Source organism: Ahrensia sp. R2A130 (assembly GCF_000179775.1).
In the GTDB taxonomy this organism is placed as follows: Bacteria; Pseudomonadota; Alphaproteobacteria; order Rhizobiales; family Rhizobiaceae; genus Pseudahrensia.
Map to the genome: position 1 here is coordinate 109,218 of NZ_AEEB01000026.1, position 26,056 is coordinate 135,273.

Sequence of the window (26,056 nt, forward strand, 5' to 3'; positions counted from 1 at the left end):
GGTCACGTAACTCTGTTTGATGTCGGTTGCTAAACGTCTGCAGCAAGGCCAATGGTGTTGCTACCGGTCGCGACTGAAGATTGCGGCTCGTGTGAGACAAACCAAAGTGGGCGAGCCTTGCCGGGCGAAAGCCGGTGATGGGGAAAAATGACCGTGAGAGACGATACAAACACACATTCGGCTTATTCTGACTGGAGCATCATCGGCTGGCAGGAACACATAGCGCTACCCGACTTCGACATCGACACTATCAAGGCCAAGATCGACACCGGTGCGCGAACTTCGGCGTTGCATGCCGTCGATCTCAAGCAGGAAGACGTTGATGGCGTCCCGCATATTTCGTTCCACATACCTCGATCAGGCGTTCCGCGAACTCATCGTGACCGGGCTCCGCTCGTGGACAAGCGGGATATCAAGAACACAAGTGGCGTGGTGGAAAGCCGTTACGTCATCGAAACACTGCTGCTGATTGGCAAACGGAAATGGCGCATTGAGGTGTCATTGGCCGACCGCGAAGAAATGGTTTTCGACATTATTTTGGGCCGAACCGCCATCCGTCGACACAAGCTGATGGTCGCGCCGGGGAAGTCTTTCCTTATAGGCCAACCTGTTGCCAGGCGCCCGAAATAAACCTCTAACAACAGCCGTCGGCAGTAGCGCGCCTCTTTAGGAGATTGCACATGAAAATCGCCATGATGGCCCGCAACCCCAACCTATATTCGCACAAGCGTTTGAAGGAAGCGGCAGAACAACGGGGCCACACGCTCGACATCATCAACACGCTGCGCTGCACCATGACCATCGCTTCGCGTAAGCCACATATCTACTACAATGGCGAAAAGCTGGTTGGCTATGATGCGGTTATTCCCCGAATCGGTGCGTCGATCACCTTCTACGGCCTAGCCGTGCTGCGGCAGTTTGAAATGGCTGGTGTTTATCCGCTGAACGAAAGCGTCGCCATCGGTCGCTCACGCGACAAACTTCGCTCTACGCAGATCCTTGCACGTGAAGGCATCGGCCTCCCGGTCACAACTTTCGCGCATGATCCTAAGCAGACGGAAGAAGTGCTGAAGCTTGCAGGTGGTGCGCCGTTGGTCATCAAGCTGCTGGAAGGCACGCAAGGGTTAGGTGTCGTTCTGGCCGATACAGATCGTTCCGCGAAATCTGTCATCGAAGCCTTCCGGGCCTCCAACACCAACATCTTGGTGCAAGAGTTCATCAAAGAAGCTGGCGGCACCGATATTCGTGCGCTGGTCGTTGGTGGCAAAGTCGTCGCCGCGATGATGCGCACCGGTGCCGATGGCGAGTTTCGCTCCAACTTGCATCGGGGCGGTACAGCGAAGACACTGAAACTATCACCGGAAGAACGCTCGACGGCTATCCGCTCTGCCAAAGCGATGGGCCTCAATGTCTGCGGCGTCGACATGCTGCGTGCCAACCACGGGCCTGTGGTGATGGAAGTGAATTCCTCGCCCGGTTTGGAAGGCGTAGAAAAAGCGACTGGCATCGATATTGCAGGCAAGATCATCGAACTGTTGGAAAAGAAGGCCCCCAAAGGCGGTACCAAAACCAAGGGTACGGGCTGAACGGAATGTCGAGCAAAACGCGCGATGGCTTTACTGTCGGCGAGCACACGATTGATGCAGGAACCCGTAAAACGGTGGACCTGCCCGTCAGCGTGTTGTCTGACCACACGCCCGTAACGCTTTCTGTACATGTCGTGCACGGCAAAAGGCCGGGACCAGTGCTGTTTGTCAGTGCTGCCGTTCATGGCGACGAGGTGATCGGTGCTGAAATTGTACGCCGTCTTTTGCGGACTCCGGCGCTTCGCAGCATTCGAGGTACGTTGCTGGCGATCCCCATCGTCAACGCCTTTGGGCTAATGAATCACTCGCGCTATCTACCGGACCGACGTGACCTGAACCGTTCGTTTCCCGGGTCGCCAAAAGGATCTCTGGCCTCACGGTTGGCCCATCTGTTTTTGACCGAAATTGTGGAGCGGTCCGACTTGGGTATCGATCTGCATTCCGCCGCCGTTCACCGCACCAACCTGCCTCAAGTTCGCGTAACGCCGGACCGACCAGAAGTTATGGAACTGGCGCATGTTTTCGGCGCACCACTGACGCTGACTTCAAAAATTCGCCCCGGTTCGTTGCGCGATGCAGCTGATAAGAAGGGCGTGAACATCCTTCTTTACGAAGCGGGCGAGGGCCTGCGGTTCGATGAGTTTGCCGTACGCGCGGGTGTGTCCGGTATCCTGCGGATCATGCGTCATCTGGACATGATACCCGGCATCGCCACACCGAAACGGAAACTGCCGACCATTGTATCACGGTCAAGCTCTTGGTTGCGCGCTCCGGCAGGTGGGTTGCTGCGAAGCCACAAGAATATCGGGGAAGCCGTGACCGAGGGCGATATACTCGGCACCATCTCCGATCCGTTCGGGGAGGAGGAAACCCCGGTCGTGGCCGAGTTCTCAGGCCTGATGATTGGTCGTACCCATCTCCCGATCGTCAACGAGGGTGACGGCCTGTTTCACGTCGCACGCATCGGCTCCGACATACCTGCAGAAAAGCGTATCGACGGGCTGACCAGCGAACTCGAAGATGATGTGTTGCTTGATGAAGACGAGATTATTTAGACATAAAGCGCACGCTTTCGTCATCCCTTTCGTAGCGTATGGCGAGTTCCGGTTCTATGGCTCTATCGACACTGCTTAACGTATGATGTTTTCACCAGACCTGTTCGCTTATGATGATACTTTACAACGACTTAGCGATGCGCTCTGCCAGTTGCTTCCATACCTGTGCGTGGGCGGCGACAATGTCTTGGGCTTTTAATGAGGCTGCATTTGTTTTGACCGAGAAAGGTTGAACGGTATCGCTGGTTCGGGATGAACCGCGGCGCACTGCATATTGACCTGACAACGTCATGACGCGGTTTGCATTGACGATCATTTCTTCAACCTCAACCCGCAAATCGGCTTCGGGTTCACCATCTAGTGGCCATGGATCAAGAGCCACCTTTGCGCCGGTAATCTCTGTCAGATTGCGCACCAACGTCAAACTTAGCGCGCGTTCTGGATCATCGGCCCAGTCCGCCTGCGGCACCGGCACCAAGGCTCCGGCTGCATTGCGCATGAAGAGGTTAGTTTCCTTCGCGTAGGATGGCAGCGTTACCTTATCGACTGCGATCGTGCGCGAACGCGGCGTTACCTTCATGGTCGACAGAACGGTGTCGACCGAAAATCGGGGGGACGGTTCGTTTACGCAACCAACGAGGCCTGCCATCAGGACGACAGGTAGAATGAAAGTGTATGCGATACGCAAGTTAGCGACCTCTGAGAACGGAGCTGGGGTCCCGCTCAATGGTGCGGGCTAGGGAACGGAAAGATTCCGCAGTGGATGCGAGTTCGCGCAAAACACCGCGCAGATCCTTGTAAACGCGCGATTGTGGCGAGTAGCCGTTGACCACGGCCTGAAGGCCATCTGCGGCGCTATTGAGGCGTTTGGCAAGACCAGGCAACGTCTTGGCCGCACCGTCGATGGATTTGAGCGCCCCGTTTGCCGTTCGCAGCGTTTCGTTGAGGTTCTGGATAGCACCACCCTTGCGGATGTCTTCGGCAAGGCCCCTGATTTCCGCCAAAGTCAGCTCCAGCGACTTGGGAACTTGGGCGACACCATCCGAACGCAACACGTCCTCTGCAGCCGACGTGACACTGGCAACACCTGCCAGCGCTTGGGTCGCATTGGTCAACAAGGCCTCGAACGGTAGGTTGGAAACGCGTTTTATGAGGCCGTTGACGCCTGAATTCTCATCGGCAATCGCCGCCGGGGCGGCAGGAAGGGTCACGCGACCGAACTGGTTGAGCGATATCTCGCCAGCAGTTGCATCGGGTAGCGTGACGAGCTCGACAATTGCGGTTTGACCGAACAGTCCCTCACTGGCGACGCGTGCGCGCAACCCCCTACTTACGCGTTGGGCTAGAATATCCTGCATCTCTTCGACGCTCATATCTTTTCGCATTCCCAATCGCGTTGGCGAGATGTCCATATCGATGCGCAGCTTGACGGCGTTGGTTTCGCTATCATCCCCTGCGACGCCCACAACATCGACAACTTCGCCAACCTTTGCGCCGCGTTGGCGGACTATGCTGCCGATACCAAGACCTTCGACATCACCGTCCAAGACAATGGACACAGGTAAGTCAGGCGCCACATCGGATTCAAATGCATCGCTCCGCGCTGCCGCCTCTGTGGTGAAAACATCATATACGTGACCTTCCGCAACCGGTTTGCCGCCGGTGACGGGCGTGCCGAAGCTAACGCCGCCTTCGAGCAGCGCGGCTAGACTATCTACCTTTAGCGCCAGACCAGAGGCACCAACATTGACGGAAATTCCCGAAGCGTTCCAGAAACGGGCGTTCACCGTAAGGCGCTTGTCGTAGGGGGCCTTTACAAAAGCATCCATGGTGACGGTAGTTCCACTTTCCGAAAGCAACGGTTGGCCAATGCGTCCGACTTCGATGCCAGATGCCAGAACGGGAGCACCGGCTGAGAGTTGACCACCTGCCCGCGTGCGCAAGACGATACGGGTACCTTCTTCGCCCGGTCCGACCAATGGTGGGTTAGGCAATGCTTCAAAATATTCTGCCGGTGCGCCGGACTCTCCATCCCAGTTACCGGCGATGTAAACACCGGATAACAACGTACCGATGCCACTAACCCCGCGTGCGCTGACACGCGGCTCGACAAGCCAGAATTGGGCATCGGCATCGACAAATTGGGCAATCGATTTATCGAGACGCAACTTTGCTTCGATAGCGCCCATTCCATCAGAAAACCCGACCTTTTCGACCACGCCGACCCGAAGATCACGCACACGCAATTCGGTAGAGCCCGCGGAAATGCCCGAGGCTGACTGGAACACGATAGTGATGAGTGGCCCACGCGATGAGTAGTTGCCCCATACCACCACACCCGCAACGACGAGCGCGAGGAGAGGCATCAACCACACGACCGATAGGCGGCGCTTACGTTTTTCGGGTGTTGGCTCGGCGAGGTTCAGCCGCTCGCCAGACACTTCAAACTCATCGGCCATGCGCAGGTTCACCTTCGGCGTTTAGAGACTTTGGAGCAGTATCCCAAATCAGACGAGGGTCGAATGCCTGAGCGGACAACATGGTGAAAACCACTGAAAGCGCAAAGGATATTGCAGCGATGCCCGGTTGAATGGAAGCGAGGACATCGAACTGCACGAGCGCAACAAGAATGGCAACGACGAAGACATCGATCATCGACCAGCGGCCGACAAACTCAACGATTGCGTGAAGAGTGTGCAGGCGGTGAGGATCATGTCCTCGACCGCGCCCAAGCAATATCGCCAGATACGCAATGACGATAAATTTTGCGACAGGAATGACGATACTGGCAAAGAATACAATGCCCGCAATACCGTAGGCATGATGATGGATCAGATCCACAACACCACCCACGATTGTGCTCTCGGTCGTCCTAAATGCCTGAGTGGTCTGGATCATCGGATAAACATTGGCCGGCACGAAGGCGATCAGTCCTGCGATCAACCACGCCCAGACGTGCTGAAGGCTCGTTTCGTCCCGGCTGGCGAGCGGTGACAGACAGCGCGGGCACTCGCTCTCATCAGGCGACGCGACAAGGCCGCAACTGCGACAGCCAACCAGCCCCGCATCACGCGCGGTGGTCAGCGAATGTTGGTGTTCAGACCGGTCCAAAGCGTGTTCCTGCACATGAAGGTGTCTTGAAAAGCATTGACCGCAACGAGAAGAGAAAATGCCCAGAAGGCCGTGCCCATTTCGATGCTGGCCATGCCTGCGAGTTTAACGAGAGCGACGGCCACACCCACCATAAAGATTTCCGCCATGGCCCACGGTTTCAAATAGAAAGCCCATCGCAGAGCTATCCGGGCCCCTGGCAAATTTGCCGTGCCCATTACAAGGGGTGCTAGAGTGTAGATCAGCAGCAGCGCTCGCGCCAAAGGCAGCACAACGATAAAACCCAACACCGCAAAAGCGAGCGGCGTCATTATGCCGGAGGCAAAACCAAGGATCACGTCCACCACCGATGCATTGGAATTAAACGACCCGGCTTTCAAATCGAGAAACGGTGCAAACAGCACGATGAACATGAGTATGGCAGAGGTGATGGCCAAGCCCGTTACCCGCGCTATCGCTTCCGGCTGGCCGAGCGTCAGTTGGTAACCACATTGTACGCATCGCATGCGTTCACCTGAATGCTCCGCGCGCACACGGTGCAGCACATCGCAGTGCGGGCATGCGATGCAGCTTTGATCCAATATCATAAGTTCATTATTTCAAGTGCCAACGGTCGAAGTCACGTTTCATGGTATCATTTAGCCTATCGCACAGGACTGCTTTCAGAGCATCAAATTTCTCCCGCGCTTGCGCAGCCATCCTTTAAACTACCTGAAGTCAAACCGGCCTCAGCAATCAGGCAAAGCCTAGCTTGGATCTCGAATGTCGTAAGAGCGACGTACGCTAGAAGGGTTTTTGCAGCAGCTGGCCGCACAGCAGCCGAACACCGAAGTGGTGGGCCGCCGCGAGAACATCCGTCCGCTTTGCCGCTACAACATAGCAAAGATGGAAAGGTTGATCCGCGATGTCGTCCCAATGTTAGCCTATGCTGGCTTCCCGCTGAATCTGCACGATTTGCTGATGTGCTGATGGTGAATGGCTTGCCCTTCGCGAAGGCGGCATGAACCGCGAGACCGCGCGTGAGCTGCTGGCTGAACAGGTGGCCTTCACCCAACGCAGCTTCGAGCGCACATTGGAAACCGCAGGGGCCGTAGGCTCCACCATGCGCGACACCACGTCTGACAACATGGCCGTGCTGCGCGAACGCGTTCAGCAGGGCATTGAGGAAATGAAAACCACGATGGACCGCAATGACGGCGACGAACCACCGGTTAAAGAGGGCTGATCCCAGCCAATCATACAGCTGTCATCCCCGCTTTCGCAGGGATGACAGCGGTGGGTGAATTGCGGGCGTGCAAAAACATCGACCCGCCTTCCGGCGTCCGAACGATAAGCAAGGTGTCGCCATTCGCCCTTCGCGAATGAAAGCGACCCCGTAAAAATGAGCAGGCGGCGAAGAGCCGCCCGGCAATAGCTTGCTGCGCCCGCGCAGCGAAGGCCACTTGTGGCCGATAGCGTGAGCGCAAAGATGAGCCAGCGGAGCGAAGGTCTTCGTCTCTTGCCGGTAGTCTCGGCGTTGGTGACAAACACCTTCGCCCCGCCCGGTTCTGCTGCGGATGCTTCCCAGCACCAATCCCGTCACCTCCCCGAACACATGTTCATTGCTGAACATGCCGGCCTTGCCTTCGGCCCGCCATTACTGACGTTCGACGTCCGGTCCCGGGCTGTTGTGGCAGCCCTGCCGGTGCGACATAGAGCTCCGCCCGAAACCGTACGTTACACGGCCAGCGACGGAAGAACCGCTCCCCCACAACGATCAGGACGGTCCGGACCGTCGGCTCCCGTGGGGAAGAAGGGGTAGGATAAGGGAGATGGGGAGTGCGGGGATAGAATATCTGCGATCAAGTGACAGGCGTATGTCCGCTTCGAGTCCATTCTTCCCAAAGCCTCCTTGTCGCTAACAAAAAATTTCAGAATGACGTAATTCGTCGTGGAAGGTCTAAAGCAGATGCTGGTTTATTGCTAAAGGCTGCCAAGTTGAAAAATCGACGAAATGAAGAATTGCAACCCTCTTTTGTGGCGCACATATCGATTGCTTCATTTGCGTTAGAAAACAGGCTTCAAGGAGTGTTGTTACATGAATTTTAGAGGTAGGAATGTTGTTGCAGTATTACACATATTAGAATTTTTTAGAACATGAGTTCCAAGAGCGAGTCAGAACACATCGTAGAGCTAGCTGGAGAAATCCTCAACGACATCGAGTTGAACCGCTTAGAATCCGACAAATTGTTGCTAAAATGCAGTCGTTTGGCACGACTGGCGGGCTCGGATGAGATTAAAAGATGGATCGGATTTGAAATGCAAGGTTTTAACAGCACCGATCCCGTTTCGATACTATATATGTCGAAAACAGGACGATGGACAGATAGGAAGGAAAACAAGGGCTACTGGGGGCCCCTTGCCCAACATGAGGAAACAATCCTGGCTCAAAGAGCGCGATTGGATGCCAGTAAATTGAGCAGCCTTTCAGGTGAATATGCAAATGCAACGAGAATTAACCTAGGCCGCGAACAGTCTTCAATCTCCGGCACTATATCAAAACTCGCAGGCGTCAGGTCACGTGTGGTTGGATTGCTTCATTCCTTTGTGTCCGGCATCTATTACGAACGTCAGTTCGCAAACTTAGCCGAAAATACTTTTGAAACGTACAAACGGGATGTTGATGCGCTCATTGCCAAGCACGCAGGGGACGTCCTGAGTAAAATACCTTCCGTAGTTGAACGATTGAAAGAAGGTGATCCTGAAGCAGTTAGTCAAGCTCTTTCAACATGTCGTCGAATTCTTGAGACATTTGCAGATGCAGTCTATCCACCAACAGATGAGACAATTGAGTTGGGGGGGAACACAATTAGACTCGACGCTTCAAAACATCAAAACAGGATCAACGCTTATGTTGCAATCCATACGGAAAGCTCCACTCGTCGGACCAGAATCCGACAAAACCTTCGCAATTTATTTGATCGCGTATCCACTGGTGTCCACGATGATGTTACAAGCGAAGAGGCCTTTTCTTTGTTTCTCAACGCTTATCTTTTCTTAGGGGAGGTTTTGCACTTGAGCAGTTCAAAAGAGCCAGAAACCGCATCAGCCATTCCAACAATTGTTGCGGAAGAGGAACCGAACGCATTGAAGACTGAAGTTTGAGTTCACAAACTTGTCGCAAGTTGAATACTGGTCGAATTAGAAAACGGTACTTTGTCCGCTTAGCGGCCGTTTGATGCAAAAATCCTCTTCGCGCGATAATCGCGTATCTTTACCCCCGCCGAACTCGCCAAGCCTCAGCCAATTCCGCACCCATAGCGCTGGCCGTCTCTAGTCCAGCGACAGTTCCCGCCTGATCGTCTTCGCTTTTGTTTTGGTTCAGCTTCCAGCTTCCTTCTAGGCGCTCCACCGTGATCTCTAGGCCGACGATGCCGCGCATGCGGGCTTCTATGTAGCGGTCAGGCGCGTCGTTGACGGCCCATGGTTTTTCGCGCGGCGCTTCCTTTTCGTCGGTCATTTCGTTGAGGTGGCGCAGCAGCCATGCGGGGTCTTCGGTGTGGCGAAGGTGGCCGTGGGCGTGGATGGCGATGTAGGTCCAGGTGGGCACGATTTTGCCGTGCTCGGCCTTCGATGGATAGAACGAAGGCGAAATGTATTCCTGCGGGCCTTGGAAGATCACGACAGCCTCCGGCGCGTCTTCACCACCGAGAGCGGGGGTGCTTTGCCAATGGGGGTTGGCGCGGGCGATGTGGTTTTCCAGCACTGCCGTAACTTACATAGACATCAACGAATGACCCGCGCCCCTAACTATCGACGATCCGGGCTGGCGCTTATTGTCGGGAATAGTGGGAGAGAAAAGTCGCCGCAGAATTCAACAGTTCGACTAGTGAGTGCCTGATGATCTCAGACCAGGCCTGCTGATTTAGCGAATGGGTCCCTATTGGCGTCTTTGTGCCATTCGTATTCACATCCCAACGCAATTCTATCGGCCATCGCCATTCCAAACAGATCAGCCATGACGGCTAGAGCCATGTCCATGCCTGCAGACACCCCTGACGATGTAAAAAACTTGCCGTCTTCGACCCAACGCGCCTCTTTCACCCAATCCACCTGCGGTGCGAGGGGAACGGTCTTTAAGAAATCGAGCTTGTTTGTTGTCGCTCTGCGTCCATCCAGAACCCCTGTCATTCCCAGCAACACGGTGCCCGTGCAGACGGCCATAACGCGCTCAGCGTTTGCAGAAGCTTCCCTGAGCCACTGCATAAATTCTTCGTCCTTGGCCTCATCCAATGCAGAATCGCCACCGGGAATGAACAACAGATCGTAGTCGTTCTTCTCCGCTATGGTCTTGTCGACCATGATCCGCTGGCCATGAACGCTAGGCACCGGGTCGCGGGTCTTGGCAACGGTTATGATCTCGGTTTGCCCGCCGAGGCCACCCAGCATTTCCATTGGTCCAAAATAGTCGAGTGTTTCAAAGCCGGGGAAGACGACTGCTGCAAGTGTTTTCATGTCGATGTTGTCCTGTCTTCACGTTCTGAGATGAGCGCATTCGGGATGGTCTTTGACAAAACGCTCTGTTGATCCCGGGAATTTGGCCAAGTGTTTTGCTGGTCGAACAGGCCGACGCAAAAGCTCTCCACCGCAATTGGGACAAGCGCCATGAAAGACGGTGTCGGCGCAGCTTTTGCAAAACGTGCATTCAAATGAGCAGCTGCGCGCGTCTTGGCTGTCTGGCGGCAGATCGGCGTCGCAGCATTCGCAATTGGGTTTCAATTTCAACATGAGCTGATCCTTCATTTGGTTGCTGTCAGTAGATTAACGAAAATCTATCTGGCATAAATGACAATATGACCTCGTTTTATGCCAATGTTCCTGCTGACCCTTCCAAGAGGGAAACCGACCCGATGAATGTGTTATTCATTGTCTACCCCGACATCGTGCTGCTTGATCTTGTCGGCCCTCTGCAGGTGTTCACCCACGCACGCAAAAACGCGCAATCGGGGCCTGCCTATCGGACGCATGTCGCCTCCTTTGACGGTGGCCGCACTGAAACAAACACGATTTTGCAAATCGAAACCGATCCGCTGGCAGATTGGGTTGCGAAAAATCGAGATGTCCCGATCCATACTTTGGTAGTTGTTGGTGGCGACGGTGCCGTCGTTGCAGCCCTCAATCTGTCGTTTCTCGATCAGGTCAGGCAATTGGCCGAGCGATCCCAGCGAGTGTGTTCCGTATGCTCCGGCGCATTTGTGCTGGCGGCTGCTGGCCTGCTTGATGGTCGTCGAGCGGTGACGCATTGGGAAGATTGCGAGCATCTTGCTGCTCAACATCCGGCAGTTCGCGTAGAGGTCGACCCGATTTATATCAAAGACGGAAATGTCTGGACGTCTGCTGGCATCACGGCTGGCATCGATATGGCTTTGGCGATTATAGAGGAAGATCTCGGCATGCCCGCAGCAATTGAAATGGCCCGATCATTGGTGACGCCGATGGTCCGATCCGGTGGGCAATCGCAGTTCAGTCCGGAGTTGGATCGGCAGGCGCGTGACACCAAAGGGCGGTTCAAATCGTTGCATGACTGGGTAAGTGGCAACCTTGCACACACGATCTCGGTAGATGAGATGGCAGAACGCTGCGGTATGAGCGGGCGAAATTTTTCCCGTCAGTATACGGCCACTATGGGAGTGTCGCCTGCGAAGGCCGTTGAAGCCATCCGTGTAAATGCGGCGCGTGATTTGTTGGGCGCGACCCAAAACAGCATCAAAGTGATTGCAGCAAAATGTGGTTTTCAAGACGATGAACGCATGAGACGCGCATTCCTACGTCAGATAAAAACCACGCCGTCTCAATATCGCGCTCAATTCCAACTCGAGTAACATGGGCTAACGGATACAGCAGCAGCTTGATCTGACGATGCCAAAGTCTTGGGCTTCGGCAACTTTGAGGAGGAGCAGATCAGGCAACTCGCCATTGCATCCCTCACCCCCGACGCACCCTCCAAGCTTCAGCCAGTTCCGCACCCATAGCGCTCGCCTCTTCCAACCCTGCGACCGTTCCCGCCTGATCGTCTTCGCTCTTGTTCTGATTCAGCTTCCAACTTCCTTCAAGACGCTCCACCGCAATCGATAGGCCGACGATGCCGCGCATGCGGGCTTCTATGTAGCGGTCGGGGGCGTCGTTTACGGCCCACGGTTTTTCGCGCGGCGCTTCCTTTTCGTCGGTCATTTCGTTGAGGTGGCGCAGTAGCCATTCAGGGTCTTCGGTGTGGCGCAGGGTGCCGTGGGCGTGGATGGCGATATAGGTCCAGGTGGGCACGACTTTGCCGTGCTCGGCCTTCGATGGGTAGAACGATGGCGAGATATATTCCTGCGGCCCTTGAAAGATCACGACCGCTTCCGGCGCGTCTTCAGCATCCAGAGCGGCATCTATAGAAGTGGCGCTTTGCCAATGGGGGTTGGCGCGGGCGATGTGGGTTTCCAGCACGATGCCGGTTGCCGTTTCCTTAGCCACGCATGGAACGTGGGTGACCTGAAGGCCCCCTGCGCCGTGGCTTACTATTGCGCCGAAGCGGATGTCCCGCACGGCAGCTAGTAAAATCTCGGTACGGTCTTCCTGAAAATGCGCGGGTCTATACATTTTGAAGCGTGGGCATGAAAAAGGCCTGCTGGATTGGTGGGTTTTCCCGACAATCCTAACAGGCCTTGTTCAATGTCTGCATGTAGCCAGCAGCGCGTGCTGCCGGAATTCGTTCAGTCCAGTTCGCCGACCTTGGGGAAGGCAAAGCCTTTGACGCCGGTGCGGTCGAAGGGTTTCCACCCGCCTTCCGGCTGGGCCAGACGGTCTGCAACGGCATAGACGGCTGCAGGGTGGTGGCCGAGGCCGCAATGGCTGGAGCGCACGCGGATATTTTCGTGAATATCGGACGGTTCTTCCATGCAGTTCTGCCAGTGGCAGATTCCGTCGGAGCGAGAGAAGATCGCCGTGCTTGGCACCGGCGCAGGAGCAGCAATCGTGCCGCCCATATGGTTATCGCGGTCATCGACCTTATGGCCGGAAGCGTATTGGTAAAGCTTCCATGCGTTCGTTGCGCGGGGATCGCCTTTGAAGGGGGAACCGAGTGTGATGACCTGACGGACGAGGTCCGGCATCATCTTGGCCATCTGGCGGGCATAAATGCCGCCCAGTGACCAACCAACGATGGAAACCTTGCGATTGTGTTCTTCGGCCAAGCGTTCGAGCTGGGATTTCAAGCCATCTTCGACACCGGGAAGTGGACCGAAATTGCGGCCCTGTTCCCAACCGGAAACGGAGTAGCCTTTGGCGGACAGAAAGCCGCGAAGCGACAGAGTGGAACGGTCCGACGTCACCAGACCCGGCAGCACGAGCACGGGCTGGCCATCGCCGCGCGGGGTGGCCGCCAGCAGGCCGGGAACAGCGGCGGCAAAGCCTGCCAGTTCCGGGATCGCCCGCAGTTCCATCAGCAGCAATTTGCGGCTTGGCGCTTTCGGATGGTCGGAAGGTTCGAGAACTTGGTCGATAGTTTGTGCAGCTGCACTCATAATTCGCTCCTTGGGTCGGCTGCCTGATGAGGTCTGCCGGTTCGCCCTGTTGCCGTCAGTTCAAGCGTCGAGTGCCACCTCTCCCTAACTGTCCAAAATTTTGGACAAGGAAGCGTCAACGAATATATCGAGTATGGGGCTTAAATCCTCTTTGGCAATGGGGTGTTGACGTTTACGTCCAAGTCCGTTGCATTTTGAGCAACACCCAAATTAACGGCGCAATTAGGCACTTCGCCGCGAAGTGCGTTGAAATTTCAATCGGTTGATAGAGCAGACTAGGCTGCCTGTTTAGCGACAGCGTCCTTCAACTCGTCCAGCGAGACCTGCAACAAATCTGCAAGATCAGCGATGTCCGGCATGGCGCGGCGGCCGCCGACAAGGCCGAAATCCATCGAATCGCAATAGCTTTGCACCGTGATGTTCAGGCCAACGCCGTGGGTGACGATGGACACAGGATACAGATGCGTCACCTTCGCGCCCGTACAATACATCGGGAAGGGAGGACCCATCGTGTTGGAAATGCACAGGTTCACCGCTTGCGGCACAACATCGGCAAGCTGGGTCTGGCCGTAAAGTTCGACCAATGCGGACACCAGATGCGGCGCGCCCAACACGGTGTAGTCGGCGGGAATCATCGGTTTGACCGCGTTCACGACTTCTTTCTGGATGCCGGATTGGTCGGCGATGGCGCGCAGCCGGTCCATCGGATCAGCAATCTGGGTGGCGATGGGAATGTTCATGCCCGCCACCTGATTGTTCATGTCGTCATTGCCGGCTTCGCGGGTGGAGACGGGAACGAAGGCCACCAGAGGCTTGGTGGGCAGCTTTTTCTTGTCCTTCAGATAGTGGTGCAGCGCGCCGGAACAAATGGCCATCACCACGTCGTTCAACTTGGTGCCGGTGGCTTTGGCGATGGCTTTCACATCCGTCAGGCGAACGGTGCGGGCAGCATAGGTACGGCCCTTACCCATGGTGACGGAGAACGGCACTTTCGGTGCGCCGATGGCGTTGGGGTCCAACTTTGAGGCGAGGTCGGTGATGTCTTTACCGAGATTGCCGGACGCGAGGCGTTCAGCGCCATCCAACATCTGGTCCATCATTTTCGGCACGGCTTCCCATGCCTTCAACTGTTGGGTGACGACATTGGCCACCACATCGTGGACACCAAGAATGCCGCGCTCGGTCAGCGTTGGTTTGCGAGCAGGTTTCACTTCGACGGCGGGCGCAACATCGCGGGGAACCGGTGTGAAGTCGTAGAGCGCCTGCGCGATTAACATGCCTGCGCCACCGTCAATAGCTGCGTGGTGAACCTTGGAATACAGACCGGCGCGACGTGTGCCGTCTTCGGCGTCTGCCATGCCTTCAATGACGACGAACTGCCAAAGCGGCTTTTTACGGTCCAACGGCTTGGCGTGAATTTCAGCAACGAACTCTTCCACCTGCTCCATCGAGCCGGGCTTGTTCAACTTCACGCTGGTGATGTGGTAATCGAAATCAAGATCATCGACTTCCACCCAACCCGGGTGGTCCAGTTCGAATACGGTGCGGGCAAGCTTGCGGTTAAAGATCGGGACCAGATGCACGCGGCCTTCAAAGAAGGTGCGGAAATGGTCGTAGAAGGAACCCTTAAAGCCTTCCGGCAGTTCGTATAATGTGAGGCCGGCTACATGCATGGGCGTGCGATCCGTCTCCAGATAGAGGAAGGAGGCGTCGATACCGCTGAGCTGTTGCATGAGGAAATGTGTCCCGTGGATTTTGAGGCAGCATAATCAAATGCTTGCCTTTAGCAAAACATGGCCTGCAATACGGTTTGTAACGGGTGCAAAACGCGCATTCGCTTGCATTCCGGCACCCCGCAATGCAGTTTCACACGATTGACGCATACGTAAGAGGTGCAACGCAAGCACCTGCACTTTGAAAACCGAAAACCAAGACGCCGGGAGCAACCGGACGTCGCATACGGGAGGGCACAAAATATGGCCAAAGCCACCACACCAAAGAAGCCGACAGCAGCAAAAAAACCGGCCGCAAAGCCTGCAGCAAAGAAAACCGCAGTTAAGAAGACTGCGGCTGCGAAGCCGGTTTCGAAGCCTGCGGCAAAGAAGGTTGCAGCTGCTAAACCCGCTGCCAAGAAGGTTGCTCCAAAAGCAGCAGCGAAACCGGCGGCGAAAAGCTGGTTCAAGAATTATCCCGCAGGCGTGCCCCACGAGGTGGACCTGTCGCAATACGCTTCGCTGGTCGAGCTGATGGAAGAGAGCTTTTCCAAATACCGCGACGACAACGCCTACGTCTTCATGGACAAGTTCCTCACCTATAAGGAGCTGGACGAGCAGTCCGCAGCCTTTGGTGCCTACCTTCAAAGCCTTGGCCTCGTAAAAGGCGACCGCGTCGCCATCATGCTGCCCAACGTGCTGCAGTACCCAATTGCCTGCTGCGGTATCCTGCGCGCCGGTCTTATCCTGGTGAATGTCAACCCGCTCTACACCGAGCGCGAGCTTGAACATCAGCTGAAGGATTCAGGCTCCAAGGCCATCGTGATTTTGGAAAACTTCGCATCGGTTCTGGAAAAGGTCGTCGCGAAAACGCCGGTCAAACACACCATCGTTGCTTCCGTGGGCGACCGTCTCGGCATGCTGAAAGGCGGCATCGTCAACTTCGTGCTGCGCAATGTGAAGAAGCAAATCCCTGCTTACTCGCTGCCCGGCCACGTGAAATTCAACGATGCTATGAGCGGCGGCGCGGGTAAGAAGCTGACCAAGCACACGCTCGCCAGCGATGACGTTGCGGTGCTGCAATATACCGGCGGCACCACTGGCCTGTCGAAGGGCGCAACCTTGCTGCACTCCACACTGATCGCAGCCTTGCTGGCATCAGAAGAGTGGATCCGCCCCGGACTGGAGCGCAAAGGCGGCATCTCCGGTCAGATGACATCCATCTGCGCCTTGCCGCTCTATCACGTGTTCGCCTTCGTCTCCTGCTCACTGCTGGCGCTGCGGACAGGCGGCATGTGCGTGCTGATCCCCAACCCGCGGGATCTCGACGCCACGATCAAGGAAATGGCAAAGTATCCGTTCCACACGCTGCCTGCGGTCAACACGCTGTTCAACGGCCTCGCCAATCATCCTGAATTTGCCAAGCTCGACTTCTCGCAGCTTCGCATTTCCAACGGTGGCGGCATGGCTGTTACCAAAGCGGTGGCAGAGCGCTGGCTCGACATTACCGGTTGCCCGATTTGCGAAGGCTACGGCTTGACGGAAACGTCCTCCGGCATCACCTGTAACCCGACAGACACCGACGCCTATACCGGCACCGTGGGTCTGCCCATGCCGGGCGTCGAAGTTCGTATTCTAGGTGACGACGGCAAGGAAGTTGCCACCGGCGAGCGCGGTGAAATCTGCATTCGCGCGCCGCAGGTCATGCGCGATTACTGGCAGCAGGAAGAGGCAACGAAAGAGTCCTTCACCAAGGACGGTTTCTTCCGTTCCGGCGATGTCGGCATCATGGATGACGAAGGTTACACCCGCATCGTTGACCGCCTGAAAAACATGATCATCGTGTCCGGCTTCAACGTCTTTCCCAACGAGATCGAAGACGTTGTCGGCTCCTGCGATGGTGTTCTGGAAGCCGCTTGCGTCGGTGTACCGGACGCCAAGGCTGGCGAAGCGGTGCTGCTCTATGTCGTGAAATCCGATGAAAGCTGCACCGAAGATCAGGTCCGCAAATATTGCGAAGCCAACCTCACCGGTTACAAGAAACCACGCTACATCCGCTTCGTCGCAGAATTCCCGAAAACCAACGTCGGTAAAATTCTACATCGTGAGCTTCGCACCGAAGCCATGAAGGAGTTTGGCTGATATGGGAGACCGTAGCTTCAAAGACATGGGCGCGCTGGCCGAAGGCACCGAACTTGGTGCCTCCGGCTGGACAACCATTTCGCAGGAAATGATCAACTCTTTTGCCGAAACAACCGGCGACAAGCAGTGGATTCATATCGACGTCGAACGCGCCCAGAAGGAGTCGCCCTTTGGCGGCCCCATCGCCCACGGCTACCTCACGCTCTCGCTGCTTGCGCCCATGTCCTACGACATCGGTGCAGCACCTGAGGGTGCGGCGGCAGCCATCAATTACGGCTCTGACAAACTGCGATTTTTGGCGCCTGTGCCGGCTGGTTCCAAGGTTCGCGCCCACCAGTCCTTCGTGTCCTTCGAGGACAAGGGCAACCGCATGTATCTGATGACGGTGGAGAACAAGGTCGAGATTGAAGGCAGCGACAAACCAGCGTTGATCGCGCGGTCTTTGACGATGTTCGTCGCGGGGCCGACTGCCGAGGTTTGAGGCGCTGGCTCCATTTTTCGCTCTCATCCAACCTCACCCACCGCTGTCATCCCGGCCTCTGAGCCGGGAGCCAGCGCGCAACAAATTCCGTTTCGACAAATGTGAGTGACAGTCCGCCCACCCGATAACCAAACCGCCTCATCACGAAGACGAGAAATGGGTCCCGGCTCAGAGGCCGGGATGACAGCGGTGACTGTGGCGATGAATGGCGATCTGACGAACGTGACAACACCACCGCATTGACGTAAACGTCAATTATCTTGATACGCACCATCGTACCCACCACCTGCCTGCCTGAACGCCCGAGGAGAAAACCATGCCAGATAAAAAGTCAGCCGAGGACGCCGCTGCGCGTAAAGGTCGTCAGGAACGGGTGAAGGCTGACATTGCGGAGGACGCTTCGGAGTCCACGCTAGCGCTGAACCCGATCATGGGCGGCCTTCCACCGGCAGACGCCTTCAAGGCATGGAATAAAATGGCGCTGGCCATGACCACCCGCCCTGATGTGGTGGCCCGTCAGTGGCTCGATTTTGCAGCCGACTTCACGAACATCATCGCTGGCACGTCCGAAACCGCGCCTGAAAAAAAGGATCGCCGCTTCGCTGATCCGGCATGGCAGAAAAGCCCGATGAACAAGGCGCTAATGCAGTCTTATCTGTCGTGGCAGAAGGCGGTCGCCAACACGGTGGACAATCTCGCACTGTCCGACCGTGATGCAGCGCGCGCACGTCTCGTCAGCCAAATCTTCACCGATGCGGTTGCCCCGTCCAACAACATCTGGACCAACCCGACCGCACTTAAAACGCTCATTGATACCGGCGGCCAAAGCGCCATTGAGGGCATGAAGCACTTCTTCGAGGACATGACGAAGAATGGCGGTCTGCCATCTTCCGTTGATGCCTCGAAATTCAAGGTAGGCGAGAACATCGCCACCTCCCCCGGCACCGTGGTATTTCGCAACGAAGTGCTGGAACTGATCCACTACACTGCGACGACCGACAAGGTGTACGAACGCCCCTTCGTTTTGGTGCCGCCACAGATCAACAAATACTATTCCGTCGACTTGTCCGACGAGAAATCGATCGTCAAATTTCTCACCTCGCAGGGCATTCAGGTCTGGTGCGTATCATGGCGCAACCCGACGCCTGCACAACGCGACTGGACGCTTGCAACTTATATCGAGGCGCTGGACGAAGCCGTGGAAGCGGCGATGGAAATCACCGGCACGAAGTCCGTCAACATGATGGGCTCTTGTTCCGGCGGCATAACGCTATCCGCCTATGCTGCATGGATCGCCGCGCAAGACCGTTCCGACAAGATCGAAGCGCTCATTCTTGCCGTTTGCGTGCTCAACACGCAGGCTGAATCCGACAGTGATTTTGGCGCGCTGGTTACGCCGGAAACCGTGATGGTCGCCAAGCAGGCTTCCGCCACGCTGGGCGTTTTGGACGGGCAGGAAATGGCGAAGATGTTCGCCTGGATGCGCCCTAACGATCTGATCTGGAACTACTGGGTCAACAACTATCTGCTGGGCAACAAACCGCCTGCTTTCGACGTGCTGTACTGGAACGCTGACACCACGCGCCTGCCAGCTGGTCTGCACGCGGACTTCCTCGACCTCATCTTCACCAACCCCTTCATGAACCCGGGCACCCTGTCGCTAAACGGCAAGTCCATCGACATGACCAAGGTGAAGCACCCAACCATGGTGGTGGCCGGTACGACCGACCACATCACGCCATGGACTGCGGTGTACGAAACAGCACGCATTTTCGGCGAAGACACGGAATTTATCCTGTCCAATTCCGGCCATCTGCAAAGCCTGCTGAACCCTCCCGGCAACCCGAAGGCGTGGTACGTTAAGGGCAAGGCGAAAGCTGAAAGTCCCGATGCTTGGGTTGATACTGCCGAGAAGCACGAAGGCTCGTGGTGGACCGACTGGGCGCCATTCCTACACAAACATTCCGGCAAGCAGGTTGCACCACCCAAGAACCCCGGCAGCAAAAACAACCCGCCGCTTGGCCCTGCCCCCGGCACTTATATCTTCGATTAAGAGGCAACAGCCTCTTTATCTCTGCTTACCCCATCAAGGACGACCTTCATGCCATCCAGCACCGCCGATAACATCGTAGACATGATGACGGGTAAAACCGTCGCAGAGCTTGCAGGTCAGGCGGCCAAGCTACCTGTTCCCCGCGCGGGAACTGAAACCTATGGCGATATCGACATTCGCATGATTGATGTCGGCGGGCAGGTGCTGCGCGTCGCCACACGCAACGTGGGCGGCAAGGAAGCGGGTCGCCCGCCACTGCTCATGTTCAATGGCATTGGGGCGAATCTTGAAGTTGGTTTTCCGTTTCTGGAAGCGATGAAAGACACGGACTCCATCATCTTCGACGTGCCAGGCATCGGCGGTTCCCCCATGCCGAAGCTGCCCTACCGTCCGTCCACGCTGTCGCGTTGGGCAAAGCAGCTTTGTGAAATTCTTGGCCACGATCAAGTGGATGTATCCGGCGTGTCTTGGGGTGGCGGTGCTGCCCAGCAATTCGCTTATCAATACCCGAAATTCTGCCGCCGCCTCGTGCTGGCGGCCACCGCCCCCGGCTGGACCATGGTGCCGGGCCGCCCCAACGTGCTGTCGAAAATGGCGTCCGTAAAACGCTATACCGACCCCGGTTACATGCGCGAAATCGCTGCTGAAATTTACGGCGGTGATTTCCGTGGCGACAGCAAAAATGGCGGAGGACAAATCGGCTCCCACATCCGCGCGATCAAACCGGCCCGCTCGGCCGGTTATACACTGCAACTGCTCGCGATGATGGGCTGGACTTCGATCCACTGGCTGTGGCGCTTGAAGCAGAAAACGCTCGTCATGGCCGGTAACGACGATCCGCTCATCCCGCTGGTCAACGGCAAGATGCTGGCGAACCTGATTCCCAACGCGGAACTTCAGGTGGTGGATAACGGTCACCTGTTCCTTGTCACTCGTCCTGAGGAGAGCGCCCGGGACGTCGAAGCGTTTTTGGCGAGTTAACTGCCAACGCTAACCTGCCCGGGGATGACAATGGTAAGTGGAAAAGTCAGACTGCCGCTTCTTTAAAGGCAGGAAATGATCTGATGAGCGAAAATCACTGGGATGTCCTTGCTCTTCGCTACGCCACCCGCGCGAACCGTACCCGCGCCGCGTCCTTCCTGCTGGAAGAAGACATCCACGCCGCCCATCCCATAGACTATTTCCTGTGGGTGCTGCGTAACGAGGCTGGCCGCGTTGTCGTAGTGGATACGGGCTACGACACGGCTGAAGCCAATGCCCGAGACCGCCCCATCCTGCACGAACCGACCGACATGCTGGCCGGTATCGGCGTTGATATAGAAACCGTGACCGATGTCATCATCACCCATCTGCACTATGATCACGCCGGTTGCTTGGCGAAATTTCCCAACGCTAGATTCCATCTGCAGGAAGCTGAGATGCAATACGCCACCGGCCCCTGCATGTGCAGCGAAGTCATGCAGGATCCGTTCAGCGTTTCACATGTTTGCGACATGGTGCGGCACGTCTATTCCGGCCGTGTGACGTTCGCTGATGGCGCAGCGCAAGTCGCGCCCGGCGTCACCGTTCACAAAGCAGGTGGACACTCACGCGGCCTGCAATGCGTTCGGGTGGAAACAGCGAAAGGTCCGCTGGTACTGGCCTCGGATGTCGCTCATTTTTATGAGAATTTTCTGGAGCGAAAGCCATTTCCCATCGTGGTTGATGTGGAAGATTCACTCAAAGCTTTCACTCTGCTGGAAACGCTGGTCGATGACCGCAATCGCGTTATCCCCGGCCACGACCCTCTCGTTTGCGAACGCTTCCCTCTGCTTGGTGCGGGTCCGGAGGTCTATCGTTTGACGTAAAGAACCGGTCTCGCAACCGTGATGGGCAATTGACCGGGAGCGATTGTATATGTTGTGCATTGACCCGTGAAACGTCATTTCAAAGATTGGTTCCCTATGACCCGTTCGACAAACATTGCCGCAGTTGCAATTGCAGCCATTATGGCGGCTATCACATTCGTTCCCACTCAGGCCCACGCAGTTTCTGATTATCAGCTAAGAACCGCAGGGGACCGATCCGGTGCTTGGTGTGCGCAATACATTGGCGAAGACACATCGAACACGCGTTTCGGATCAAACAATCAGAGGCATTTTTTCACCTGCTTCAACTCACGGTCTGCGTGCCAGAACTGGTTTTTTCAGGTGCAGTCCAAATATCCAAACTACCGCCTCCGAAAGTCCTGTTACCGCCGCTAAGCTCAGCTCTTGAAATGATCTCCATGAGTATTGCGCAGAACATTCTTCTGCACCTTGCCCATGGTGTTACGCGGTAGAGCTTCCATCACGAAGATTGCCTTGGGTTGTTTGAACCGCGCAAGCTTTTCGCCCATGGCAGCCATAAGGTTGGTGGTGTCGACTTCGCCGTTTGAAGGCACGACAGCCGCAAGCAAACCCTCACCAAAATCAGGATGGGGCACGCCGAATACGGCGGATTCCAGCACGCCCGGCTCGTCGTCCAGAACGCTTTCAATTTCCTTCGGGTAGATGTTGTAGCCGCCCGAAATCACCAGATCTTTGGAACGTCCGACGATGGTGATGTAGCCGTCTTCGTCCATGGTTCCCAGATCGCCAGAGATGAAGAAACCGTTATCGCGGAATTCTTCTGCGGTCTTTTCCGGCATGTTCCAGTAGCCAGAAAACACGTTTGGTCCGCGGATTTCGATGGAGCCGACCTCGCCTGTCTTCAGCTTCTCCCCCGAACCGGCATCGACAATTCGCACCTCGGTGCCGGGCAGAGCCGGGCCAACCGTACCGATCTTGCGGTCGCCATCGAACGGGTTCGACGTGTTCATGTTGGTCTCAGTCATGCCGTAACGTTCCAGCACGCGCTTGCCGGTCAAGGCCTCGAACTGCTGGTGCGTTTCCACCAGCATCGGTGCGGAGCCGGACACGAAAAGTCTCATGTGTGAGGCAGAATCTGCGGTGAAACGGTCATCCGCCAGCAGGCGGGTATAGAAGGTCGGAACGCCCATCATCGCCGTGCAATCGGGCAGAGATGCCAGCATATCGTCCGGCTTGAAACCGGGCAGAAACACCATCGAGCCGCCTGCTTTGAGTGTCACATTCGTGGCGACGAACAATCCGTGGGTGTGGAAGATCGGCAGGGCGTGGAGCAACTTGTCGTCACTCGTGAACTGCCACAACTCCGCCAACACTTCGGCATTCGATACCAGATTGGCATGGGACAGCATCGCGCCTTTGGAGCGCCCCGTCGTGCCGGACGTGTAGAGAATGGCGGCGAGATCATCAGGGCCACGCGGTAAATTCTCGAAACCATCAGCAGTCTTCGATGTGGCCGCAAACAAAGTGCCCGCATCTCCATCGCGCCCGTCATGTTCGGCAGCCCACACACCCATGGTGAGCAGTCTCGCACCGGCTTTGTCGGCAACCGGCTGCATCTCTGCTTCACGCCTCGGATCGCAAACTAATATCGCAGGCGATGCATCGGTGACGAAATATTCGATTTCCGCTGCGGTGTAAGCTGTGTTCAGCGGTAGAAAAACGCCGCCAGCGCGCACGGTAGCAAGATACAGCATCACCGCTTCAATTGACTTCTCCACCTGCACAGCCACGCGGTCGCCGGGCCTCACGCCTTGTTCTACCAGCATGGCGGCGAAACGGGCTGACACATCCAACGCATCACCGTAGCTGTACGAGCGATCTTTGGAGTTCCATGCCGCCCCTGGCATGAAGGCCAGCCGTACCTCGGCGTTGGCCTCGCCCAAAAGTTGGTCGAACAGGTGATTGGTCATGAGGCTTCTCTAAGTGTGGGCCGGTACTGGCTGGCGCGGTTTCGCACGGCACGTGCTGTGGTGACAGTGCCTTGGCTGGCAAAGGCTTCCTGATTGGCCTCCACCCGCTTCAAATCGTAGAGATAGTTTACCATCACCCCATGAGATTGCCGTATGCCGTTTTCCGATGTGTAGGCACCGGCGTGGACCGCGTGGACCTCCGCGCCGTTGGCGAGATGGAAGCGTGCGACAGGATCGAGCGGCTGGCCGTTAGGGCGTTTCTCGGTGGTTAGATAATGTGCGGCCTGCGCCTGCAACGCTTCGCCGGTCGCTGCTACCTGCTGCTGATCTTCAAGCCATTTGGCGAAGCATGGCAGTGGCGACAGGGTAAGGAACGTCTTCAAGTTGGGCAGTTCGCGGGCAAGGTCTGCCACAACTTGCTTGATGAGAAGGTTGCCGAAGGAAATACCGAGCAGGCCCTTCTGGCAATTGGAGATAGAGTAGAACACGGCGGTGTCCGCCGCTTCCGCAGTCTGCTCGTCGCGTTCCTCATCCAGCACCCGCTGCACACTGTCCGGTACGCCTTTCACCAAGGCCAGTTCGGTGAACACCAGCGGCTCGCCGGGCATGGCGGGATGGAAGAAGGAGTAGCAACGCCGGTCCGCCGGTTGCAGCCGCGAGCGCAAATCGCTCCAGCCGTTAATTTCGTGCACGGCCTCATAGGCGATGATCTTGGCCAGCACCGATGCGGGTGAGTCCCACGTGATGCGCTGGAGGTCGAGAAAGCCGCGGTTGAACCACGACGAAAACAGATGCGCAAAATCGAGGTCAGCGCGCTTAAGGTCCGGTTCGGATCGTAAAGCTGCCAGTAGGTCAGCACGCAAGCCGACAAGCGCCGCAGTTGCGCCGGGCTGCGCGTTCAAACGCCGAAGCAACTCCTGTCGCATTGGTTCTGATGCCTCGAGCACCTCGCGCAACCGCTCTACAGTTGGTTCTTCGTCATAGGCTTTTGCCAGAGCCGCGAGCTGTTGCGGATCGAGGTCCAACTGTTTGTTGAGAAACCTGAAGAAACGCAGCCGGTCATTATCGTCCAGCCCCGCGTAGGCCGCGAGAATGCGTTGCGCCACGCGCTTACCGGCATCTGGGCCAAGTTGCAGCAGGGCGCGGCAATCGTCTTCGATGCTAGCGACATCGGCTTTGATGGCCCGACGCCGCGACCCGACAATGGTCGCCAAAACCGCGTCCAGCATGGAGCGGTCTTTGGGCGCGTCCGTCACACCGATGGTCCCATCACGAGGTCCGGCAGACCGGTGACGAGGCCGGGGAAGATCGACAGGATGATGATCGCCAGCACCATGCAACCCACGTAAGGCAGTGAGCCTTTCAGGATCGTCTTAAGCGGAATGTCCGGTGCGATGCCATTGATGACGTAGAGGTTCAAACCAACAGGCGGCGAGATGAGGCCGATTTCCATGTTGATGGTGAGAATGACCGCAAACCAATAGGGGTCAAAACCTGCGCCCATGACGATGGGCAACAGGATAGGTGCCGCCATGAGGATGACCGCAACGGGAGGTAGGAAGAAGCCAGCAACCAGTAGGAAAACGTTCACGAAGCCCATCAACACCCACGGGTTCACATCCAGATTGCCTATGCTCTGGGCGATCGACTGCGTGATGTAGAGCGACGACAGCATGTAGGAGAACACGCCGGAGGCTGCGATGATGAAAAGGATCATCACGCTTTCCCGCGTCGTGTCTCGCAACACGTTCCACAGCGCTCTAAAGTCCCACAAACGATAGACGATCATGGCGACGATCACGCAGAGCAATGCGCCCACGGCGGCCACTTCGGATGGCGTCGCAACGCCACCGCCGCCGTAAAGTGCAAACAACACGCCGACGATGATAAGCAGGAACGGCAAGACGCGGGGTAGGATGGAAAACCGTTCAGCCCACGAATAATGGCGAGGTTCCAGCGCATCGGAATTATCGCGTGCCGTGGCGTAGATCGACCAAGCCATGAACAGTGTGACCAGCAATATACCTGGCACGACGCCAGCAAGAAACAATCGACCAATCGAGGTTTCGGTGGCGATGCCATAGACGATCATGGTGACCGATGGCGGAATGAGAATGCCCAGAGTACCGCCAGCGGCGATGGAGCCGGACGCAATGGTGTCGGGAAAGCCGCGCTTCCGCATTTCCGGAATGCCCATCTTACCGATGGCCGCGCAGGTGGCGGGGGACGAGCCGGACATGGCGGAGAACAGCGCACACGCGCCGAGGTTGGACACCACCAGCCCACCGGGAATGCGCGTCAGCCAGCGCTCTAATGCTTCATAGAGATCGGCCCCTGCCCGGGTGGAGGCGATGGATGCCCCCATGAGAATGAACATGGGGATGGCCAGCAGCGAGAAATTGTCCAGCTTGCCGAACAGCAGCTCGGGCATTAGCGCGAGATCGCGGGTGCCTGAATTGAAAAAGAGGAAGACCGCAGAAACCACCAGCAGGCCGACTGCAACGGAGATGCCGGAGAAGAGAACGACGATGGTGGACAGGCCCACCAGAATGCCAAGAAGGATCGGATCCATA

The 26,056-nt window shown here is 56.5% G+C and carries 25 protein-coding genes; 12 read left to right on the forward strand and 13 right to left on the reverse strand.

The window, feature by feature from the left end; genetic code table 11:
- Positions 1-147: 147 nt before the first annotated feature.
- Genes R2A130_RS16435 through R2A130_RS16445 form a run of 3 tightly spaced genes read left to right on the forward strand, consistent with a single transcriptional unit; the run spans position 148 to position 2,641 of the window.
- Positions 148-630: a RimK/LysX family protein gene (locus tag R2A130_RS16435; RefSeq protein ID WP_009465317.1), complete on the forward strand. Its 483-nt coding sequence runs from the start codon at positions 148-150 to the stop codon at positions 628-630.
- A gap of 50 nt (positions 631-680) precedes the next feature.
- Positions 681-1,586: a 30S ribosomal protein S6--L-glutamate ligase gene (gene rimK / locus R2A130_RS16440; RefSeq protein WP_009465318.1), complete on the forward strand. Its 906-nt coding sequence runs from the start codon at positions 681-683 to the stop codon at positions 1,584-1,586.
- A gap of 5 nt (positions 1,587-1,591) precedes the next feature.
- Positions 1,592-2,641, forward strand: a complete 1,050-nt coding sequence (locus tag R2A130_RS16445; RefSeq protein WP_009465319.1) for a succinylglutamate desuccinylase/aspartoacylase family protein — start codon at positions 1,592-1,594, stop codon at positions 2,639-2,641.
- Positions 2,642-2,762: 121 nt separating this feature from the next.
- On the opposite strand, the gene R2A130_RS16450 is transcribed toward R2A130_RS16445, so the two are convergent.
- Genes R2A130_RS16450 through R2A130_RS16465 form a run of 4 tightly spaced genes read right to left on the reverse strand, consistent with a single transcriptional unit; the run spans position 2,763 to position 6,258 of the window.
- Entirely contained in the window at positions 2,763-3,329 is a 567-nt protein-coding gene (locus R2A130_RS16450) for a membrane integrity-associated transporter subunit PqiC (protein WP_050786202.1), read from the reverse strand.
- A 1-nt stretch (position 3,330) separates the two neighbouring features.
- Positions 3,331-5,100, reverse strand: a complete 1,770-nt coding sequence (locus R2A130_RS16455) for an intermembrane transport protein PqiB (RefSeq protein ID WP_009465321.1) — start codon at positions 5,098-5,100, stop codon at positions 3,331-3,333.
- Positions 5,090-5,752 carry a paraquat-inducible protein A gene (locus tag R2A130_RS16460; protein WP_040306383.1) on the reverse strand — a complete coding sequence of 221 codons (663 nt, stop codon included), beginning with the start codon at positions 5,750-5,752 and terminating at the stop codon, positions 5,090-5,092. The genes R2A130_RS16455 and R2A130_RS16460 overlap by 11 nt, the downstream gene beginning before the upstream one ends.
- On the reverse strand, positions 5,722-6,258 hold the full coding sequence (locus R2A130_RS16465) for a paraquat-inducible protein A (RefSeq protein ID WP_198008812.1): 537 nt from the start codon (positions 6,256-6,258) through the stop codon (positions 5,722-5,724). Before R2A130_RS16465 ends, R2A130_RS16460 begins: the two co-directional genes overlap by 31 nt.
- Before the next feature lie 289 nt (positions 6,259-6,547).
- On the opposite strand from R2A130_RS16465, the gene R2A130_RS18590 reads away from it, so the two are divergent.
- The 3 genes from R2A130_RS18590 (at position 6,548) to R2A130_RS16475 (ending at position 8,896) form a co-directional block, all read left to right on the forward strand.
- The gene (locus R2A130_RS18590; RefSeq protein ID WP_009465324.1) at positions 6,548-6,721 is read left to right on the forward strand and encodes a hypothetical protein; all 174 of its coding nucleotides are present in this window, start codon (positions 6,548-6,550) and stop codon (positions 6,719-6,721) included.
- A gap of 31 nt (positions 6,722-6,752) precedes the next feature.
- On the forward strand, positions 6,753-6,977 hold the full coding sequence (locus tag R2A130_RS16470; protein WP_009465325.1) for a hypothetical protein: 225 nt from the start codon (positions 6,753-6,755) through the stop codon (positions 6,975-6,977).
- A 911-nt stretch (positions 6,978-7,888) separates the two neighbouring features.
- Entirely contained in the window at positions 7,889-8,896 is a 1,008-nt protein-coding gene (locus R2A130_RS16475; RefSeq protein WP_009465327.1) for a hypothetical protein, read from the forward strand.
- A 109-nt stretch (positions 8,897-9,005) separates the two neighbouring features.
- Here the strand turns inward: R2A130_RS16475 and R2A130_RS16480 are convergent, their stop codons facing one another.
- The 3 genes from R2A130_RS16480 to R2A130_RS18275 form a co-directional block, all read right to left on the reverse strand.
- Positions 9,006-9,497 carry an FMN-binding negative transcriptional regulator gene (locus R2A130_RS16480; RefSeq protein WP_009465328.1) on the reverse strand — a complete coding sequence of 164 codons (492 nt, stop codon included), beginning with the start codon at positions 9,495-9,497 and terminating at the stop codon, positions 9,006-9,008.
- Between the two features lie 140 nt (positions 9,498-9,637).
- Positions 9,638-10,246 (reverse strand): DJ-1/PfpI family protein, encoded by a 609-nt coding sequence (locus R2A130_RS16485; RefSeq protein WP_009465329.1) that lies wholly within the window; start codon positions 10,244-10,246, stop codon positions 9,638-9,640.
- Between the two features lie 18 nt (positions 10,247-10,264).
- Positions 10,265-10,519, reverse strand: a complete 255-nt coding sequence (locus R2A130_RS18275) for a DUF1272 domain-containing protein (RefSeq protein WP_083804373.1) — start codon at positions 10,517-10,519, stop codon at positions 10,265-10,267.
- A 65-nt stretch (positions 10,520-10,584) separates the two neighbouring features.
- Between R2A130_RS18275 and R2A130_RS16490 the strand changes: the two genes are divergently transcribed.
- Positions 10,585-11,613 carry a GlxA family transcriptional regulator gene (locus R2A130_RS16490; RefSeq protein ID WP_009465332.1) on the forward strand — a complete coding sequence of 343 codons (1,029 nt, stop codon included), beginning with the start codon at positions 10,585-10,587 and terminating at the stop codon, positions 11,611-11,613.
- 103 nt (positions 11,614-11,716) lie between these two features.
- On the opposite strand, the gene R2A130_RS16495 is transcribed toward R2A130_RS16490, so the two are convergent.
- The 3 genes from R2A130_RS16495 to R2A130_RS16505 all read right to left on the reverse strand — a co-directional run bounded on the left by R2A130_RS16495 (position 11,717) and on the right by R2A130_RS16505 (position 15,029).
- Positions 11,717-12,373 carry an FMN-binding negative transcriptional regulator gene (locus R2A130_RS16495; RefSeq protein WP_009465333.1) on the reverse strand — a complete coding sequence of 219 codons (657 nt, stop codon included), beginning with the start codon at positions 12,371-12,373 and terminating at the stop codon, positions 11,717-11,719.
- Positions 12,374-12,486: 113 nt separating this feature from the next.
- The gene (locus R2A130_RS16500) at positions 12,487-13,296 is read right to left on the reverse strand and encodes a triacylglycerol lipase (protein ID WP_009465334.1); all 810 of its coding nucleotides are present in this window, start codon (positions 13,294-13,296) and stop codon (positions 12,487-12,489) included.
- Positions 13,297-13,571: 275 nt separating this feature from the next.
- Entirely contained in the window at positions 13,572-15,029 is a 1,458-nt protein-coding gene (locus R2A130_RS16505) for a wax ester/triacylglycerol synthase family O-acyltransferase (RefSeq protein ID WP_009465335.1), read from the reverse strand.
- A gap of 243 nt (positions 15,030-15,272) precedes the next feature.
- Here R2A130_RS16505 and R2A130_RS16510 point away from each other — a divergent pair, with 243 nt between their 5' ends.
- From R2A130_RS16510 to R2A130_RS16530, 5 genes are all read left to right on the forward strand, one after another.
- Positions 15,273-17,150, forward strand: coding sequence for an AMP-binding protein (locus tag R2A130_RS16510; RefSeq protein ID WP_009465337.1), 1,878 nt, complete (start codon positions 15,273-15,275; stop codon positions 17,148-17,150).
- Position 17,151: 1 nt separating this feature from the next.
- The gene (locus R2A130_RS16515; protein WP_009465338.1) at positions 17,152-17,631 is read left to right on the forward strand and encodes a MaoC family dehydratase; all 480 of its coding nucleotides are present in this window, start codon (positions 17,152-17,154) and stop codon (positions 17,629-17,631) included.
- A gap of 316 nt (positions 17,632-17,947) precedes the next feature.
- A complete protein-coding gene (locus R2A130_RS16520) occupies positions 17,948-19,684 on the forward strand; it encodes an alpha/beta fold hydrolase (protein ID WP_009465339.1) in 1,737 nt (578 codons plus the stop codon).
- A gap of 48 nt (positions 19,685-19,732) precedes the next feature.
- Positions 19,733-20,665: a poly(3-hydroxyalkanoate) depolymerase gene (gene phaZ, locus R2A130_RS16525; protein WP_009465340.1), complete on the forward strand. Its 933-nt coding sequence runs from the start codon at positions 19,733-19,735 to the stop codon at positions 20,663-20,665.
- An 83-nt stretch (positions 20,666-20,748) separates the two neighbouring features.
- Positions 20,749-21,531 (forward strand): N-acyl homoserine lactonase family protein, encoded by a 783-nt coding sequence (locus R2A130_RS16530; protein WP_009465341.1) that lies wholly within the window; start codon positions 20,749-20,751, stop codon positions 21,529-21,531.
- Between the two features lie 398 nt (positions 21,532-21,929).
- On the opposite strand, the gene R2A130_RS16540 is transcribed toward R2A130_RS16530, so the two are convergent.
- The 3 genes from R2A130_RS16540 to R2A130_RS16550 are packed head-to-tail and all read right to left on the reverse strand — an operon-like array spanning position 21,930 to position 26,055.
- A complete protein-coding gene (locus tag R2A130_RS16540) occupies positions 21,930-23,483 on the reverse strand; it encodes a malonyl-CoA synthase (protein WP_009465342.1) in 1,554 nt (517 codons plus the stop codon).
- On the reverse strand, positions 23,480-24,739 hold the full coding sequence (locus R2A130_RS16545) for a malonyl-CoA decarboxylase (protein ID WP_009465343.1): 1,260 nt from the start codon (positions 24,737-24,739) through the stop codon (positions 23,480-23,482). Before R2A130_RS16545 ends, R2A130_RS16540 begins: the two co-directional genes overlap by 4 nt.
- Positions 24,736-26,055 carry a TRAP transporter large permease gene (locus R2A130_RS16550; RefSeq protein ID WP_009465344.1) on the reverse strand — a complete coding sequence of 440 codons (1,320 nt, stop codon included), beginning with the start codon at positions 26,053-26,055 and terminating at the stop codon, positions 24,736-24,738. Before R2A130_RS16550 ends, R2A130_RS16545 begins: the two co-directional genes overlap by 4 nt.
- Between the last annotated feature and the right edge of the window lies 1 nt (position 26,056).